Genomic DNA, 17,826 nt, shown 5'->3' with positions numbered 1-17,826 from the left:
TAGTATAAAATATAAGAATTGAGAAAATAAAAGTCGAACACCAGGAGGTTATAGATGGGAAGACAATTATGGAAACCGGGGAATATGCTGTACCCGGTACCGGCAGTTATGGTAACATGTAAGCGAGAAGGCGGACAACCGAATATTATTACGATCGCATGGGCGGGGACAGTTTGCAGTTCTCCGGCGATGGTTTCAATATCTGTTAGACCGGAACGCTATTCTTATGATATTATAAAAGCTAGTGGAGAATTTGTGATCAATCTGGTGACTGAGAAGCTGACATTTGCGACTGATTATTGTGGCGTAAAGAGTGGGCGCGATATTGACAAATTCAAAGCAACAGGACTTCATACCTGTCCGGGACTTACAGTTGCCACACCGGGTATCGCGGAGAGTCCGGTCAATATCGAATGTAAGGTAAAAGAAGTGATCCCGCTTGGAAGTCATCATATGTTCCTGGCAGAGGTAACCGGCGTACAGGTGGATGAAGCATACATGAATGAAAATGGCAAATTCGAGCTTAACCAGCTTGGACTGGTAGCATATTCCCATGGAGAATACTTTAAACTTGGAAAGAAACTGGGAAAATTCGGATATTCAGTGAGGAAGAAATAAGAAACATGAAGATAGAATTACAGGCATATGGTAAAGTAAATCTGGGACTGGACGTGCTCAGAAGAAGACCGGACGGTTATCATGAAGTAAAGATGATCATGCAGACGGTAAAATTACATGACACATTGACATTTGAGACAGTGGATGAGGATGTGATCGTTCTCAGCACAAATGCGGACGAGCTTCCGGTAAATGAAGATAATCTGGTATATAAAGCATGCCGGATGTTGAAGCAGGAATATCAGATCACGCGTGGAATCCGTGTATTCCTTCAGAAAGAGCTTCCGGTTGCAGCCGGAATGGCTGGCGGAAGTGCTGATGCGGCAGCAGCGCTGATCGGAATGAATAAGATCTTTGATCTTCAGATTCCGAAACATAAGCTGATGGAATATGGAGTAAAGCTTGGCGCAGATGTTCCGTACTGTATCATGAAGGGAACTGCATTATCAGAAGGAATCGGTGAGAAGCTGACAGCACTTGCACCGATGCCGGATTGTTATATTCTGCTGGCAAAGCCGCCAATCGCTGTATCGACGAAGATGGTATATGAGAACCTGCATGCAAATGAATTAGAAAAACATCCGGATATAGACGGCATGGTGATGGCACTGGAAGAACAGAGTTTACAGGGCATCACGGAACGTATGGAGAATGTGCTAGAGACAGTAACTGAGGTACGGTATCCGGTTATTGCAGAGATCAAAGCTTGCATGAAAGAATGTGGTGCAATGAATTCACTTATGAGTGGAAGCGGTCCGACTGTATTTGGTATATTTACAGAGAAGGAAAAAGCGGAGAAAGCGGCAGATGCGATCCGCAGCCGGAAGCTGGCAAAGCAGGTATTTGTCACACAGCCATATAATGTGTAAGATCAGGCAGGACAGAGGGAGTTGTTCTGCAGAAGAAATAGAGAGAAATGGGGTAACTTATGGAGTTGAAGTTAAATATGGATGAGTATCTTCCGCTTCGGGAGGTTGTATTTGAAGCGTTGCGGGATGCCATCGTACATGGAGAATTTGAACCGGGTGAACGGTTATTAGAAGTGGCGCTTGCAAAACGTCTGGGTGTCAGCCGGACTCCGGTGCGTGAAGCGATCCGGATGCTGGAATTAGAGGGCTTAGTCGTGATGGTTCCAAGGAAAGGTGCAGAGGTTGCCCGTATCACGGAGAAGGATCTCCGGGATGCATTGGAGATCCGTCTGAGTCTGGAAGAACTGGCAGTCGAACTTGCCTGCAAGCGGATTGATGAAGACGGCAGACTCAGATTAAGAGAAGCCTGTGAGAATTTCCGTGAGGCAGTCCGTTCCGGTCGTGTGCCGGATATCGTAGATACAGATGTTGCCTTTCATGAGACAATCTGTGAATTAAGCAACAATCCAAGGCTTGTGAGTCTTACCAAGAACTTCGGAGAGCAGGTGTACCGATACCGTGTGGAATATGTGCGGGATACCGGATATCATGGCAAACTGCTCCGTGAGCATGATGAGATCACGGAGGCGATATTGCTCGGAGATGTAGAGAAGGCAAAAGCAGTTATGCATCAGCATATTTACGATCAGGAGCAGATCGTGATACAGAATATCAAACAGAAACAGGATACTATATAAGACTGAGTGGTCAAAAATAGGGAGTGGACAGTAAGAAATTTACCGTTCACTCCCTATTTTTGACCACTCAGTCCATTTTACAGTTTTTTTAAATGCAATCTGGTATAGTTTAGATATTCTAAAACATAAGGCGTGTAAAATAAATTGACAAATACATATGTATGCCATATACTTGGTATTACTAGGTATAAAGATAATAGAAAGAGAAATTATGGCAAATCAAAGTATAAATCAGTTTAAAAAAGGAATACTTCCCATGCTCATTCTGCAGATTATATCAGATGAAAAGGATTATGGGTATAACATTGTCAATCGTTTTAATGCACGATGTGTTGCTGGGATGGATATCAAAGAAGGAACATTGTATCCGATCCTGCATAGATTAGAAGAAGATGGTGCGATTGCCAGTGAATGGGTGATGACATCTGAGAATGGAAAACCAAAGAAATTCTATAAGATTACAGAAGAAGGGAAGCTTCTATTGGAAGAACAGTGGAATTGTTGGATGCAGATAGAAGGAATGGTACGAGACTTTGAGAAAAAACATATATCTGATTAAAATATTCGTTTTGTTGCATGCACCATTTGGGCAGCGGATGCAGCTTGTAAAAGAGATAAGACAATCTATAGATGATAAATTGGATACGGGCATGACAATCAATGAAGTGATTGAGGAGCTTGGTGAAGCTTCCGCACTGACAGAAGAGTATAACGATATCGGTATGCGGCAGCAGACAAAGGAGTATGTATGGATGGTGCTCTGGATTCTGATTGGAATCTGTCTTGGCGTTTTGCTGATAATTGATGGATATACATTATACACCGGATATCATGAGATTAACCAGTACATAGCACCGACTGGATATGAGTGGATTGATTTTAGACCAAAGGCAGGGGGAACGTGGGGCAAAGTGATTGTAGAAAGCATAGGTTTTTGTATCTGTCTGGGAAATGTAATCTATCATTTTAAAAGGCGAAGAAAAGCAAAAAAAGATAATGAATTATAAATAAAAAGGGGAACAAAAGAAATGAAAAAGAAGAAATATCTTATGAAGATATTCATGCATCTGCATGCACCATTAAAGGAACGGATACAGATGGTAAAGGATCTGGGACGGTCGTTAGATGATAAACTGGCAGAAGGAGAAACTATAGAGGGAGCAATCGCAGAACTGGGAGAAGCCGCAGACATTATTCAGGAATATGAAGATCTCGGAATGAGAAAACGAACGAAGGAATGGGTGCTTGCTGTGATCTGGATATTGATCGGAATTGTGGTGGGGTATCTGTTGTTTACGGAATGTAGGATACTGTATAGGGGATACAATTATGTAATAATACGGACATCACCTAACACGGGTGTTGGAGTAGCCTATGGAATAAATATGGGCGCAGAGGTAGTGAAAATAGTGTTTGAATCGATAGGTTTTATTATATGTGTAGGAAATGTTATCTGGCATTTTATAAAACAAAAAAGAAATAAAAAGGAGATGTAAGAAAATGAAAAAAGTGGTGCGTACTATTTGCATTGTTTTATGTGTCGGTTTGATTTTAGGGTTGGGATATATTGTCTCACGAAAAATGAAAAAATATCCGGAAGAGATAGAATATTCGGCATTAAGGGCATTTACAGATAACGGTATGTATTATGCAAGAAGGAATATACTTTATTTCCTGGATTCAGCGACAGGAAAATCAGTAGTAGTTTGTAATAAGGCAAATTGTAAACATAATACGACGAAGTGCAATGCATACACGATAGATATTCAACCTGCTATGCTTTGCTATGGAGATAAAATATACATAAGTGAATTTGATTCTGAGTTAACGTTTAATGATGATGGTGATGCGGAACAAAAAGGAGTTTCACAGATTCGTGAAATAAATAAAGATGGAAGTGGAGCTCGGGTTTTGTATTCTGCAGATGAAGGAGCCGTTATAGGTATGGAAATGGTAGATGGAGTATTGTATTTCACTACATGGAAGTATCATGATGGATTTAAGTTGAATGAATATAAGCAAGACTGTACGTTATATGCATATGATTTAAGATGGAATCGGTTACGGACATTGCTAAGCTATGAAGGAGATGCAGAGCATGACAGTGCTGCACTATATATATTAAATAATAAGAATAAAGAAAAGCTTTATCTGACATATGAATATGAAGATAGCAAGGAAAACTGGCATACAATACTGTTTACATATAATATAAAAACACACGCAGATGAAATTGTCGAAGATGATCTAAATACAAAATATGGTGAGTATTTTGATATTATCAGCACTTCAAGTGGAAATTATATAAAGACTACAGAATTGGATAATGATGTTGAGTGGAGTGTGATATGTTCATGCGATGAAAATTTGCAGAATCAGAAAGAGATTTTTCGGTTTGTAGGGGGAAGTGTTGATTGTATGGATGGATATTTATATGTGATTAACACAGATTATAATAAGTTTTTTTATCAATGCGATACAGGAACAATTTATCTGGCAAATACCTGTTTTACAGGAGAAGGAACCTATATATCCGATATCTATGGATTGGATGAATCAAGTGACAAGCTATATATAGATGGACATGATTATACTGGTATGAAACCAGGTGATATAATCACATCGGATCAGAGTGAACAGACAGTGACAGGATGGACCAAATTCCGGGACACATATTTTACAAAACTGGAGGATGCAGATCAGAGCATCGTAAAGACATTTGACTGGGTGAAATGGCCATAAAAAATAGAGACTCTGGCACAATTTTGCGAAGAGAACCAGAGCCTCGTAGCCATATATACTTATGAAAAAGTACATGAGATAAATATACCGCTTTTTCATATGTATGTAAATACGAAATAAAGGAGAATAGAGAAAAATAGAAGTGTAAATAGTGTGTTTGAAGGTATAGAAAACATATGGAAAGACCAAAGTTACTTATTAATGTACAGTAGATTGTAACTTTGAGATTTGCAAAATTGAAAATTACGGATCAGAAAGCAGTAAGGGAGATGAACGTATGGAGTTAAAACTGGAACACATTTCGAAAGAGTATAAAAATACAACAGCGCTTGATGATTTTTCGATGACATTTTCAGAAGGGATTTATGGCTTACTTGGACCGAACGGGGCAGGAAAAAGTACCTTGATGAAATTGATTACAAGGAATATCAAACCGACCACAGGAGAGATCTATCTGGATGAAACGAATATTCATGACTTAAAACGGGAATATCAGCGGTTGATCGGTTATATGCCACAGCAGCAGGAGATCTATCCGTTTTATACCGGACGAATGTTTCTTGCCTACATGGGGCTACTGAAGGGAGTAGAGAAGAAGATGCTGAATGATGAGATTGAGAAATACGCATCAAAGGTAAATCTTCTTGACGTATTAGATCGGAAAGTTGGAACATATTCCGGTGGTATGAAGCAGAGACTTCTGATCGCACAGGCATTTCTTGGAGACTCGAAGATTATAATATTCGATGAGCCGACGGCAGGACTTGACCCTAAGGAGAGAATCCATGTGAGAAATCTGATCCATGATAATTCTACAGGAAAAATTATTCTGATTGCAACTCATGTTGTTCAGGATATTGAGGACATAGCAAGTCAGATTATGTTACTTAAAAAGGGTGTACTGATCGAGATGGCAGCACCTGAGATTTTGACCGGAAGAATTACAGATAAAGAAAATCCTGATTTGGAAGATGTATATCTTAGTATATTTGGAGAGTAGCTTTTGCATACCAGTCATTTTTTACAGAGAGGGTGACGGTTTGCGGAATTGGAGGACGATATGTATAAATCAAAACCAGAGGAAAAAGCTGCTCACATCAATTATTCCAAACGCAGGGGCGGTTTTTTTCGATTTTTTATGAATGAAATGCGGGCTATTATATATAACCGTAAATTAGTATTGTGTTTTCTGTTGTTCCTGGTTATGAATGTTGGTTTGCTGACTGTAGCTTTTGATACAGATGAGGTAGACAGCACGGTGTATACAAGGCTTCGGACAGATTCGGATTCTATTATGGATATGTATATGGAAGATCCGGAATCAGAGACCTATAAACAGTTATATGATGAATATACGGCAAGTACTACATATGACGAATATTTGCAGCAGATTATCGAGGATGCGGAGAAGAACCAGGCGATTTCCATATTTCAGACAAAGTTCTCGATCAGTAATCTGGAACGGACGAAGAAAGATTTTGAGAGACTTGTGGGAACAGAAGTATTTTTTGTTGGAGGATATGGAGTCTGTAAGGCGTTAAATTTTACAGGAAGTTATATTCTGATCTTCTTTTTTCTTGTTGTGCTGGTGCTGGAGCTGGTACTACGTGATAAGAAGAATGGTCTGGCAAATCTGTATAAGACAACATGGAATGGAGACAGTCGATTATTGCTGTCTAAGTATGCGGCAGCAGTTGTCTATATGGCACTTTTTGTAGCAGGTATATCCTTAAGCAATTTTTTGGTTGCAGAATGGAAGTTTGGAGCTGTGGATCTGTCAGCGCCGGTACAGAGCCTGATGGACTATATCGGATATGGTTTTTCATGCAGAATTGGTACATTTGCTGTTCTTGTCTGTGTGGTGAAAATTCTGATCTTTTCTGTGATTCTTGCGGCATTATTCACATTTGCAGTTATTTCTTCGAATGAGATTATGCTATGTGTATGGACGGCGGTTGCCATGTTTGTAGAATTGTTGTTTTCTGTATTGGGAGAGAAACTGAATCTGACATTTTTATATCGATTCTCTATTTTTTCAATGCTGGATACAACCAAATTTTTCCAATATGAGAATTATAACCTGATATCCCATGCAAAGCCTGCGATCTATCTGGACTGTATTATCTGTGCAGTGTTGTTGGCAGGATTTCTTATCATATCGTCGGTGATCTATCTGGAGGGAAGCAGTGATTATCGGGAGAGTCGTATACGATTGCGAAAAAAAGGTACGAAATCCCGCAGGATATTTTCCTCAGTATGGAGACTGGAAGGTTATAAGTTATGGCTGGGATATAAAATGATATTTGTTATTCTGTTGCTGGTTATATTTCAGGTGTATATATATCAGAACAAATCTGTAAGGTGGAGCACAAATGAATATGTGTACCAATACTATATCAGTCAAATTGAGGGAGTAATCACACAGGGAAAGCTAGATTATATAACTTCAGAGGCAGAACGGTATGCAAATCTCCATAAAGATGGAGATCAGGTTGAGCAGGATTACGATACAGGGAAGATAACAGAAGAAGAATATAGTGAAAGATGGAGAGAACTGAATAAACAGTTTGAAAATGAGGAAGGGTTTAATCGTTGTCAGGAATATGTAGATTATGTTAAGGGGCAATGTGGAATTACATCGCAGATTACAGAAGCTGATCCTGCTGTATTGGAGCAGATGGGATTTGTCTATAACAGAGGCTGGAATATTCTTGCTGGTGGTAGAGATTATAAGGATGATGTAATGAATGCAGCAAAGATTATTGTTGTATTAATGCTTACAACTGCATTTCTGTATTTGGAAGATTACAGATATAAGATTAATGGCATTATTGATATTACAGAGAATTACAGGAAACTTCATGTGATCAAAGCAGTTCGGTTATTCTTGACTGTTCTTGTCACATATATCATGGTTTATCTGCCGGAATTAATGTGGGTAAAGAGTGAGATTGGGCTGACAGGTGGAAAATATCTGGCGCAGTCACTTCCGTATCTGGAACATGTCAGTATATCCACCAGTATTACAGGGTATTTTCTGCTGGTATATGGTATTCGGTTACTCACTATTCTGATATTGACAGGTCTGTATGTTCTGGTTGGAAAATTGATTAGGAATACAAATGGTGCAATATTCTGCGCAGCAGCGGTTGTACTTCTGCCGTTGTTATTATATCTGTCAGGATTTACTGCCGCAAAATATTATCCATTGGTTCAACTGCTGTCAGGTAATATGGTGTTGAGGTAAATATTTACATAGTGGGATTTTTATCTGCTGTTACCAGTTCTTTCGTATCTCATCAAATAACCGCATGATATATAAAGTGTGTTCATGCGGCATTTCAGGACATTCAATCAGACCTTTTTCAAGTGCTCGCTTACAGGCGAGCACTTCGTATTCATAGCCGCTGATCTGGGCAGGACAGTTGATCGTCTGAACCAGTCGGCGGTCATTTTCATATATACGGAATGCTTCGTAATTGTTGATGTTGTCAACTTCGATGTAGCCTTTCGTTCCGTAGATCACGCCGCGTCGGTCGGTTGCTGATTCCATAGTTGTGAACAGACCAGCGATCGCACCATCCGTGTATATCAGGTTGATAAATTCTGTTTTGTCTACGCCCGTTTCGTGCGGAGTCATCGTTGTATGGATCACAGATACGTTGTCGCCAAGCACCCAGGTCGCAAAGTTTAAGGTATATGGTGCAAGATCTAAGAGTGCGCCACCGGCAAGCTCTGGGCGGATCAGACGTTCTACCTGCATCAGGGAATAACCAAGATTTGCGGTCAGGCCTGTTATTTTTCCGATAACGCCGGAATCTATAATCTCTTTTAAGGTAAATGACATTGGCATATAGCGAACCCACATCGCTTCTGCCAGTAATATATTCTTTTCTTTTGCAAGCCGGATCATATCTTCGGCTTCTTTTGTATTTACGGCAAATGCTTTTTCGCACAGAACAGCCCGGTTGTGATTCAGACACAGCATCGTATGCTCTTTATGGTGGGAGTGTGGAGTTGCAACGTAGACAAGATCAATCCCGTCATCAGCAACCATTTCTTCATAAGAGCCATACCATTTGGATGCATGATAAGTATCTGCAAATTGTCTGGCTTTTTCTTCTGTTCTGCTTGCTACAGCATAGAGCACCACTTCTTCCATTCGGTTGACGGTTTCCGCCATCTTGCAGGCGATACCGCCTGCACCGAGGATGGCAAGGCGTAGTTTCCTGTTTTCTAATCTGGTGTCTGGGGTTGCCGTAGCATTTCTGTTGTCTGATTTATAAATTGGATCTGTTGTATGTTTTTTGTTGTCGGATATATTATCTGATTTTATCATTTTTTTCGTTTCCTTTCCGGGTGGTTTGTGAAGTCATGGTATTTCTATATTTCCGGTTAAATTCTATATGGCGCTGATGAAACGGAAGCTATTTGAATGTTGCCGGGTTTCGTCGTGTGTGAGCAATTCCATAATTTTATATAATTACTATAGGAGTTTTTTGGGACTTATGCAAGTATATCCAATCGTAATGATCATTTTCGCATGATCCAATGTTGCGTCATATGTATAGTTCAGAGGGTTACTGGCAATACTGGAAATAGTAAGAAAATAAAACAAGCAATAGTTAGATCAAGGAGGAATAAGGTTACGGAAAAGTCGTTCGGAGGCGTAAAAAAATATAAATATACATAGGAGCAGCGGGAGGTGGAACGTTTGGGGAAAGACAGAGATGCGGAAGGCGGAATTTATAGTGCAGACAGCCGGATCGATAAAGACATAGATGCAAATATCAGCCGGGTAAAGTCGCTGTTTGCTGATTGGGGAGACATCGTGGAACGTCGGTTTACAGTAAGAAGAACCGGAATGGATGTGTATGCAGAAGATACCACCGGATCAGCAGATGAGACATCCGCTTCGGTAGGAGCAATCTATGTAGTGTACATTGATGGGTTATGTGACAATGGTCTGATTGAGGATACGATCATTAAGCCGGTGACCTGGGAGTGGCGGCATGAGCATGGCAGTTCCCTGTGGGAGGCAATGGATTCATTTGAGACACAATCGGCGGATATAAAGACAGAAAATGACTTCAAAAATGTGATGTTTTCGATATTAAAAGGAGACACAGCGGTATTTGTATCGGATGCAGATCAGGCGTTTGTTGTGTCTTCCAAGAAGCTGCCGGTACGTGGAGTGGAAGAAAGTTCTACCGAGGGTGGAATGCGTGGTCCGCGGGATAGTTTTAATGAAAGTATCCGTACATCGACAGCCCTTATTCGGCGGAGGATTAAAGATACAAGATTAAAATTGATCCAGAATACGATCGGTGTTCGTTCCAGAACCGAGTATGGAATCATGTATATTGAGGATATTGCAGAGAAGAAGCTGGTTGAACAGGTGAAAGAACGGATGAATGAATATGAGATAGATGCCATATTTGACAGTGGAATGGCAGAACATCTGATGGAGAAGAAATGGTACCGACCGTTTCCGGTATTCCAGTCAACAACCAGACCGGATAAAGCGGCAGCAGCACTGGCAGATGGCAGGGTAGTAGTTGTATTTGACAATTCGCCGGAGGTTCTGATCGCGCCGGCGACGATCAATACATTATTCCAGACTGCCGATGATTATTATAACCGTTGGCCGGTTGCAACTTTTGCCAGAATCATTCGTTATATAGCGGCATTTATCGCGGTGGGGCTGCCGGGCTTCTATATAGCTGTTACCTGTTATCACCGGGAGGTGATACCAGATAAACTTCTCTATGCGATTGCAGTTGCAAGAAATCAGTTGTCTTTTCCGATCGTGTTAGAGGTTTTGATCATGGAGTTGTTGTTTGAATTGCTGCGGGAGGCAGGAATCCGTCTGCCGAGTCAGCTGGGAAATACGATCGGTGTTGTTGGTGGTCTGATCGTTGGACAGGCTGCAGTGGAAGCAGGGATTGTCAGTACGATCGTGGTGATCGTAGTTGCGTTGACGGCAATTGCTTCTTTTGCAATTCCAAATGAAGCCTTTGCCTCAGTGTTCCGTCTTTTGAAATTTCTTACCATACTGGCGGCTGCTTTTTTTGGACTGTATGGCTTTCTTCTGGTGATGCTTTTATTGATTTATCATCTTGCCGGTTTGAACAGCTTTGGTGTTCCATACATGGCACCGGTTGTAACCTGTGGCTATGCAGAGGATGGAATGGAAGATTTTATCCTTCGTAAACCAATCAAAAAATTTGTCTTTCGGCCGGCATGGGCGAACCACAGAGAACGCAGGAGGCTTCGCAAAAAGTAATGATGAATGGGTGTGAATCAATATATGGATTATAGAAATGTGACATTTCGACAGCTTTTTATAACGGGAACTTGCCTGATTTTTCCGATTGCTTTCTGGAATATAGTACAGATTATGACGGATTTTTCAAAAAATAACGGAATTTTATCACTTTTTTTAATGCTAATGCTTGCTTTAGTTTATGTGGTGCTACTACATCTTGCGCTTTCAGGTGTAGTGAAAATGTCAGATCCGGCTAAAGAAAAGACAGAGATAACGGGTGCAAAAGTATGGAATAACAAGAAAAAAGTGGCTATTGCGTCTATTTATGTGATCAGATATGTAATTCGGGTTCTTTTTCTGCTTTATTTCTTTGTACAGGGGAGCCGGATCCTGATGCTGCCGGATTATACAGGAACGGTTCTGGTTATTCCGGTATTACTGGCACTTTTCTATATGGCAGGAAAGGGTCTGCGTGGTTATATCGGATTTGCGGAAGCAAGTGTGATCGGAATCGGGATCACATTGGTGCTGTTTGTCATTTGTGGATTTTGGAATGCAGATTTTTCCGGATTAAAAGAATATGTAGAATTCCAGATGCAGGCATCTGCATGTAACACGATATGTCAGGTTTTGCTAAAAGGGTATCTGATGATCGTAGGGTTATGTATGCTGGAATTTGTCATGTATCTTTATCTGAGAGTAGAGAAACGAAGACGTGGGATGCTGGTGTGGACGGTATCTGTTCCGGTTGTGTTAGCCCTTGTTGCTTCCTGTTTTGTGATATCGTTGCTTGGCTTGCAGGGCAGAACAGCTGGCTCAAAGGGAATACTAAATGTTGTGGGTGCGATGATGTTCCCCGGAGGTGCAAATGCGAGGCTCGGTTTACTCGCCTGTTATCTGCTTATAATCTTCGGACTCTTGCTTCTGGCTATCCACATTGTATTCATTTGTCAGTTTGTGGATGAGATCTGGAAGATCATCTGTGTATGGAGAAAGAGCGGCGGGATGAGAGCAGTCGGGAATGATAAGAGTACAGAGTTACATGGATGTGATTCTGATAATGCAATGGATAAAAAAGTGATGGAAGAAAAAAACGATACATTTGAGGATAAGACACAGAAGAAAAACAAATATTCGGCAGAAGAAGATATGGAAGAGAAAAGAAGCCTGTGGATAAGAGGCGGCTGTGTGGTTGTTTTGTTTCTGTTGTTTTTGTGGATGGACCGGTTCCTTGGAGAACGGGATGCCGGCCGGGCATTCATGAGCTACATTGCTGCTGTGGATATTCCTTTGTCTGTTCTTGTACCGGCATTTGCAGGGAGAAAACGGACAAATCCGGGGAAGCTTGCAAAGATGGCTGCAGAAGTGATCGGTGGAGTTCTGATCGCCTGTATGTTGTCCGGATGCATGGACAGATCCATTGAAGCGGTAGACTATCTCCGGGTGGTTATGATCTCTGAGACGGAAGGGGGCTACGAGTACACATTTGTTACAGACAGTCTGGAGGGAGCGGAGTCAGCAGCCGAATCGGAGGAGCGGGAGTATCCGGTTGTTGCGGAGAGCCTGCAGCAGGCACGGGCTGAATATGATCAGGCGCATGACCGGAGCCTTGATCTGAGCCATGTTGAATATATCGTGGTGGATTCCGAAGAAACCCTGCGACAGATGTATCCGGAGCTGATAAAAGAATTTGTGACGAATTATGTAGAAGTGATCTGCACCGATTCGCTTTGTCAGGGTGAAGCGTCCGGCAGCATCCGGAAATATATCGCAACGCATTACAAAGGAGAGTGTCTGGCGACACTGGGGGAGTAGACATTCGTTTAAAGTATTAGTTATTGATAAAGAGTGTGAAACAGAATTTGTTTCAATAATAAAGGAATTTAAATATATCAGATATAGATATTTCGTTAGTGTAAATAAAGAAAAATGGAGGTTATGGAAATGGGTAGAGCAGTAAGGGCGGCAGTTGCCGGAATCCTGATCGGTTTATTTTGTGGAACATTATATGTGGAAATGGGAGCACTGAAAAGATTATACAGCGCGAAAAACAGCGTAGAGCAGGTGATGAACCTGATCGAATATGCGGAAGAAAATGAAGATATAGCCTATGACAGTACAGAGGAAAATTATGCCGGAATAACCAGTGACAAAACTTCACAGACAGACGGTAAGAATGATGGATCGAGCCAGCAGGTGGTAAATGGTCTTGAGCCTTCGGATGGTCAGGATACAGAACTGTCAAATGATATCCAGACTGCATTTCGGATTCTGGATGGCACAACATTAAATGCGTATGAAACACAGAAGCAGTTACAGGAACTGGAAGCAATGTATGATGACATAGCAGGAAATTCAAAAGCGGAGCTTGTGGAGAGCAAAATGAATGCTCAGAATAAAACATCAGATGTTATCCGGATTCGGATAAGATATGAGGGAAATGAGAATTTATCGGATAAGCAATTGGATGAATTTACTTCATATGTTGAGCAGGCGGTACTTTATGGCATAGCCGAGAAACTTGGCGCAGACTATAACGATCAGGAGAAAAGCATTGTGCGAAAGAATCTGATACTGAGCAAAGAATATATCGATGCCTGTGCAGAGGAAAGTGCAGAAGAATACGGCATCCCGGTTACTGCCTGGTCAGCCTTTGAATACTTGAGCCTCCCGGCAGCAACATTGAATGGCGTTGCTTATCCGGCTGGGTATTATGAGACTTTGTGTGTGACGTTGAAAAGATTATGACTGACTTTTCCACCTACTCCTAAACCTACTCCTAAATCCCCGGAATCCTTGAATTATATAGGTGGTTGTGGTATGATATGAGATATTTTGATTATATATTTCAAAGGAGCTCAAGGGAATATGGCTAAGAAAAAACTGGTAGTTATTTTTGGAGGAAGATCATCGGAACATGAAGTTTCATGCATTTCAGTTCAGACAGTTGCCAAAGCGGTGGATACGGACAAATATGATATGACACTGATCGGAATCACAAAGGATGGAAAATGGCTGAAGGCTGACAGCATTGAGAGTATTGCTGACGGAAGCTGGTACGACAGTCAGGTTCGTGCAGTGATTTCACCGGATTCTGCAAAAGAGATTATCATAAAAGATGGCGACAGAATCTATGCGGAGCCTGTAGATGTTATTTTCCCTGTTTTGCATGGTTTATATGGAGAAGACGGTACGATTCAGGGATTGTTTGAGATGGCGGACATTCCATATGTGGGCTGTGGTGTATTTGCATCGGCTGCTGCAATGGACAAATTCCATACAAAGATCATTGCTGATCATATCAATGTAACACAGGCAAAATTCGTTCCTGTAGTAGAAGATGATTTTGATGATCTGGATGTTGCGATGGATCGGGTAGAGAGCGAGTTGAATTATCCGGTATTTGTAAAGCCATCATCCGCAGGTTCATCAAAGGGTGTTACAAAGGCACATGACAGAGCCGAGTTAGAGGCTGGTCTGCATGAGGCACTCAACCATGATTCTAAGATCCTTGTCGAGGAGACGATCGTTGGCAGAGAGTTGGAATGTGGCGTACTCGGATATGGCAATCATACAAAGGCATCCGGTGTTGGCGAGATCCTTGCCGCTGCAGATGCAGATTTCTATGATTTTGATGCAAAATACAACAATGCAGATTCCAAGACGATCATCGGTGCGGATATACCGGAAGAAGCTGAGGACGAGATCCGTGCAGAAGCAATCCGTATCTTTAATGCGATTGACGGCTTTGGACTTGCCCGTGTGGATTTCTTCCTTGAGAAAGACACCAATCGTGTAATATTTAATGAAGTAAATACATTGCCGGGATTTACATCGATCAGTATGTATCCGATGCTGTGGGATGCAGAGGGATATGATATCAAGACCCTTGTAAATACCTTAATTGAGATGGCATTTGAAAGATAATTTATGACGACGAGAGATATAAAGATAAAAGTAACGGGTGTACAGAGTGTTGCCGGAGCGGATGATGAGCCGGAGGTTCTGGAGCTTGAGACGCGGGGAACATACTCTGAGAAAAACGGAAACCGCTATATCAAATATGACGAATTCATTGAAGATGTGGAAGAACCGGTGAAGAATCTTCTGCGATTCGATGAGCATGCGCTTCAGCTGACGAAACGTGGCAGTGTGAACACGGTTATGTTATTTGACCGTGAGAAGAACAGCTCAGTGCATTATGTAACTCCGGTCGGACCGATCTGTATGAATATCTGTACGGAGGAATATCATATGGAGCAGTCCGAGAAGGGGATTCGGATTGATATTCGTTACTGTATTGATTTTAACAATGATTATATTACGGATTGCAGTCTGAATGTGACTGCGGACTACGAAGGGGTATAAATATATATGGGTAGTGAGAAATCCTTCGATAGCTTTTTGGGGATTGAAACGATCGCGGAGACAGCATTTGGAGATATGGATGTATGTCTTCCGGTGAACGAAGAAGATAATAATTATGAGGTTACATATTATAATGATTTGGTGACGATGTTCGATGAGATCAGCATGGAGCCTGAAGATACGCTTGTGGATTTTGGCTGTGGACTTGGCAGAGTGCTTTTTTACTGTAATTCCAGACATTACTGCCGGACGGTTGGAATCGAGAACAATGCCAGGGTCTATGACAGACTTCTGACAAATGCCGCAAGCTATCAGAGCAAATTCCTTGATCAGGAGGAACGGATGCAGTTCCTGAATGTGGAAGCGGAGGCATATGAGATCGGAGATGAAGACAATTATTTCTATTTCTTCAATCCATTTTCCAGCGCAACCTTCAAGAAGGTACTGGATAATATCATCGCATCGGTACGGAGACAGCCAAGAGATATTGAACTTCTGATCTACTATCCGACATTTGAATATCAGAAAGCAATCCGTGACTGCAACCTGTTCGTTTTAAAGAAGATGATCAAATTGTCCGGTTATGAAGAAGACCCGGATGAGAAGGTTCTGGTATATCATTTGTCACGATATTTTGTAGTGTAGAATAAATAAGGCGGTCTATCTGGCAGTAGGGCTGTATATTGACTTGCTACGATTCCTATTCAATGCACATGTCTTATTCGTAAATACTCCTGTGCCAACTCGTCCTTCGGACTCAAACAGGCACCCGTATTTACTGACAATGTGCATTTCATTACGGAATCTTCGCCAATGTCAATATACAGCCCTACTGCCAGTCAGACCGCCTTATTTATACACATTATATATAGCAGTCATGCAAATTGCAGTCAGGATACAGGTGATTCCGATGATTCCCCACAGTATAGAGGGGGAGATCGCTATACTTCCGATCACATAGGAAGAAGCGTTTAAGATTATATGAAGGATCATGCCTGGGACCAGGGAGCCTGACCATACGGCAAGACAGCCCAGAATGATTCCGGCCGGAACGCTGTAGCAGAACTGAACGACATTTCCATGATAGCAGCCGAAACAGAATGCTGTGAACAGGATTGCACAGAGGGCGGCATGCTTCGTGTGAAATGCAGAGACAGACAGCTTCAGTGCCACTCCCCGGAAGGCGAATTCTTCTGCGATCGGTGCGAGAAGTGTGACTGTACAGATACGGATGATTCCATTGTTGATGGAAAATGACCGCTGTACCCGTTCATGGTATGAGATTAGAAGCTCCGGCCTATAAGTGTCGATCAGACGAAGAATACAGGTTGTTAAGAGCTGAAGACTGATACCAAGGATCAGCAGTAAAATAAAGATAACAAAAGCACGCAGGAAAGGATTTTTCTTTCCTGCGTGCTTTGTTTTTGAATGATCGGACAGATAAAAATATCCGAAAATACAGATACAAAGAATATATGAAATACATGATGTGATACTGCCGACAGAATCAGTCTGACTGCCTGTAAGATCACAGATCCGGGTGCCTGCAAGATAGACAATATTATGTATCAGTAATGCGGTAACCGGAACCAGACAGGTAATAACTAATTTTCTGAGGTCGACACGAGTATTTATCATGATTACTGGATCTTCTTTGCCCTTTCTTTCTCTTCCTTTGCCTTTGCTTTTCTTGCGGCTTTTTCTTCTTTGCTGAGTTTCATGCTGGCAGTTTCCTGCTCATAAGTCTGCTCGTATTTCTTCTGTTTTGCACGAAGCTTCTGGCTGAATGATTTCTTTGCAGGCTCCGGTGCTTTCTTACCACGAACATTCTTAACGCTTGTGATGTAGATACCGCTGACCATAGCTTTAACTTCGCCACGGACAGGCATAACATCAAAGATTCCATCGTCGCAGATCAGATTGATGATCTGTGGGCCAATCTTGGCTTTAACGATAGGAAGCTTGGCTTTCTGGTAACGCTTTGGAGTTGATTCCAATACCTGTTTCGGAAGATTTGCATCTTTCATAGGCAGCATCTTTTTATCGATGACCAGCATCGTGACAGGCTGTGCAGCCTGAAGCATAGCTTCTTTCTGTGCGCTCTGCTTTTTCTGCAGGCGGTTTCCTACTATGTAAAGTACTACTAAGATTACAACTAATATTGCGATGACGATTAACATCCATCCCCACCAAGGCATAATAAGTTCCTCCTTATATTTCATTA

General features: G+C 41.6%; 18 protein-coding genes. 15 read left to right on the top strand and 3 right to left on the bottom strand.

Translation table 11 applies throughout. The annotated features are described in order from the left end of the window. The first annotated feature begins 54 nt into the window (after positions 1-54). The 9 genes from GT641_RS09240 (at position 55) to GT641_RS09200 (ending at position 8,213) form a co-directional block, all read left to right on the top strand. The gene (locus GT641_RS09240; protein ID WP_008402380.1) at positions 55-618 is read left to right on the top strand and encodes a flavin reductase family protein; all 564 of its coding nucleotides are present in this window, start codon (positions 55-57) and stop codon (positions 616-618) included. A 5-nt stretch (positions 619-623) separates the two neighbouring features. Beyond that, entirely contained in the window at positions 624-1,487 is an 864-nt protein-coding gene (gene ispE / locus GT641_RS09235; protein ID WP_021944190.1) for a 4-(cytidine 5'-diphospho)-2-C-methyl-D-erythritol kinase, read from the top strand. Between the two features lie 59 nt (positions 1,488-1,546). Beyond that, positions 1,547-2,224, top strand: a complete 678-nt coding sequence (locus GT641_RS09230) for a GntR family transcriptional regulator (protein ID WP_161117362.1) — start codon at positions 1,547-1,549, stop codon at positions 2,222-2,224. 211 nt (positions 2,225-2,435) lie between these two features. After that, positions 2,436-2,783, top strand: coding sequence for a PadR family transcriptional regulator (locus GT641_RS09225; protein ID WP_044945952.1), 348 nt, complete (start codon positions 2,436-2,438; stop codon positions 2,781-2,783). Next, complete coding sequence (locus GT641_RS09220; RefSeq protein WP_008402386.1) at positions 2,758-3,231, top strand: hypothetical protein; 474 nt, start codon at positions 2,758-2,760, stop codon at positions 3,229-3,231. Before GT641_RS09225 ends, GT641_RS09220 begins: the two co-directional genes overlap by 26 nt. Before the next feature lie 21 nt (positions 3,232-3,252). Continuing rightward, positions 3,253-3,720 carry a hypothetical protein gene (locus GT641_RS09215; RefSeq protein ID WP_161117361.1) on the top strand — a complete coding sequence of 156 codons (468 nt, stop codon included), beginning with the start codon at positions 3,253-3,255 and terminating at the stop codon, positions 3,718-3,720. 4 nt (positions 3,721-3,724) lie between these two features. Continuing rightward, positions 3,725-4,966: a hypothetical protein gene (locus tag GT641_RS09210; protein ID WP_008402390.1), complete on the top strand. Its 1,242-nt coding sequence runs from the start codon at positions 3,725-3,727 to the stop codon at positions 4,964-4,966. A 277-nt stretch (positions 4,967-5,243) separates the two neighbouring features. Beyond that, positions 5,244-5,966: an ATP-binding cassette domain-containing protein gene (locus GT641_RS09205; RefSeq protein WP_008402393.1), complete on the top strand. Its 723-nt coding sequence runs from the start codon at positions 5,244-5,246 to the stop codon at positions 5,964-5,966. Between the two features lie 60 nt (positions 5,967-6,026). Beyond that, the gene (locus GT641_RS09200; RefSeq protein WP_161117360.1) at positions 6,027-8,213 is read left to right on the top strand and encodes a hypothetical protein; all 2,187 of its coding nucleotides are present in this window, start codon (positions 6,027-6,029) and stop codon (positions 8,211-8,213) included. A gap of 30 nt (positions 8,214-8,243) precedes the next feature. Here the strand turns inward: GT641_RS09200 and GT641_RS09195 are convergent, their stop codons facing one another. After that, a complete protein-coding gene (locus GT641_RS09195) occupies positions 8,244-9,305 on the bottom strand; it encodes a Gfo/Idh/MocA family oxidoreductase (protein WP_161117359.1) in 1,062 nt (353 codons plus the stop codon). A 366-nt stretch (positions 9,306-9,671) separates the two neighbouring features. On the opposite strand from GT641_RS09195, the gene GT641_RS09190 reads away from it, so the two are divergent. The 6 genes from GT641_RS09190 (at position 9,672) to GT641_RS09165 (ending at position 16,247) form a co-directional block, all read left to right on the top strand. Then, positions 9,672-11,252, top strand: a complete 1,581-nt coding sequence (locus GT641_RS09190; protein WP_161117358.1) for a spore germination protein — start codon at positions 9,672-9,674, stop codon at positions 11,250-11,252. 222 nt (positions 11,253-11,474) lie between these two features. Next, positions 11,475-13,049, top strand: a complete 1,575-nt coding sequence (locus GT641_RS09185; RefSeq protein ID WP_161117357.1) for a hypothetical protein — start codon at positions 11,475-11,477, stop codon at positions 13,047-13,049. Between the two features lie 129 nt (positions 13,050-13,178). Then, on the top strand, positions 13,179-13,982 hold the full coding sequence (locus tag GT641_RS09180; protein ID WP_119963637.1) for a hypothetical protein: 804 nt from the start codon (positions 13,179-13,181) through the stop codon (positions 13,980-13,982). Between the two features lie 120 nt (positions 13,983-14,102). Then, positions 14,103-15,161, top strand: coding sequence for a D-alanine--D-alanine ligase family protein (locus GT641_RS09175; RefSeq protein WP_119963638.1), 1,059 nt, complete (start codon positions 14,103-14,105; stop codon positions 15,159-15,161). 3 nt (positions 15,162-15,164) lie between these two features. After that, positions 15,165-15,602: a DUF1934 domain-containing protein gene (locus GT641_RS09170; RefSeq protein ID WP_008402400.1), complete on the top strand. Its 438-nt coding sequence runs from the start codon at positions 15,165-15,167 to the stop codon at positions 15,600-15,602. Positions 15,603-15,608: 6 nt separating this feature from the next. Beyond that, positions 15,609-16,247 carry an SAM-dependent methyltransferase gene (locus tag GT641_RS09165; RefSeq protein ID WP_119963639.1) on the top strand — a complete coding sequence of 213 codons (639 nt, stop codon included), beginning with the start codon at positions 15,609-15,611 and terminating at the stop codon, positions 16,245-16,247. A gap of 204 nt (positions 16,248-16,451) precedes the next feature. Here GT641_RS09165 and GT641_RS09160 read toward each other — a convergent pair whose 3' ends face one another. Further along, complete coding sequence (locus tag GT641_RS09160; RefSeq protein ID WP_008402403.1) at positions 16,452-17,240, bottom strand: CPBP family intramembrane glutamic endopeptidase; 789 nt, start codon at positions 17,238-17,240, stop codon at positions 16,452-16,454. A 2-nt stretch (positions 17,241-17,242) separates the two neighbouring features. Then, positions 17,243-17,800 (bottom strand): hypothetical protein, encoded by a 558-nt coding sequence (locus tag GT641_RS09155; protein ID WP_021944205.1) that lies wholly within the window; start codon positions 17,798-17,800, stop codon positions 17,243-17,245. Positions 17,801-17,826: the final 26 nt, after the last annotated feature.

It is taken from the genome of Clostridium sp. BIOML-A1 (assembly GCF_009874105.1).
Taxonomy (GTDB): Bacteria; Bacillota; Clostridia; order Lachnospirales; family Lachnospiraceae; genus Coprococcus.
This window is presented reverse-complemented; position numbering and strand designations above follow the sequence as displayed.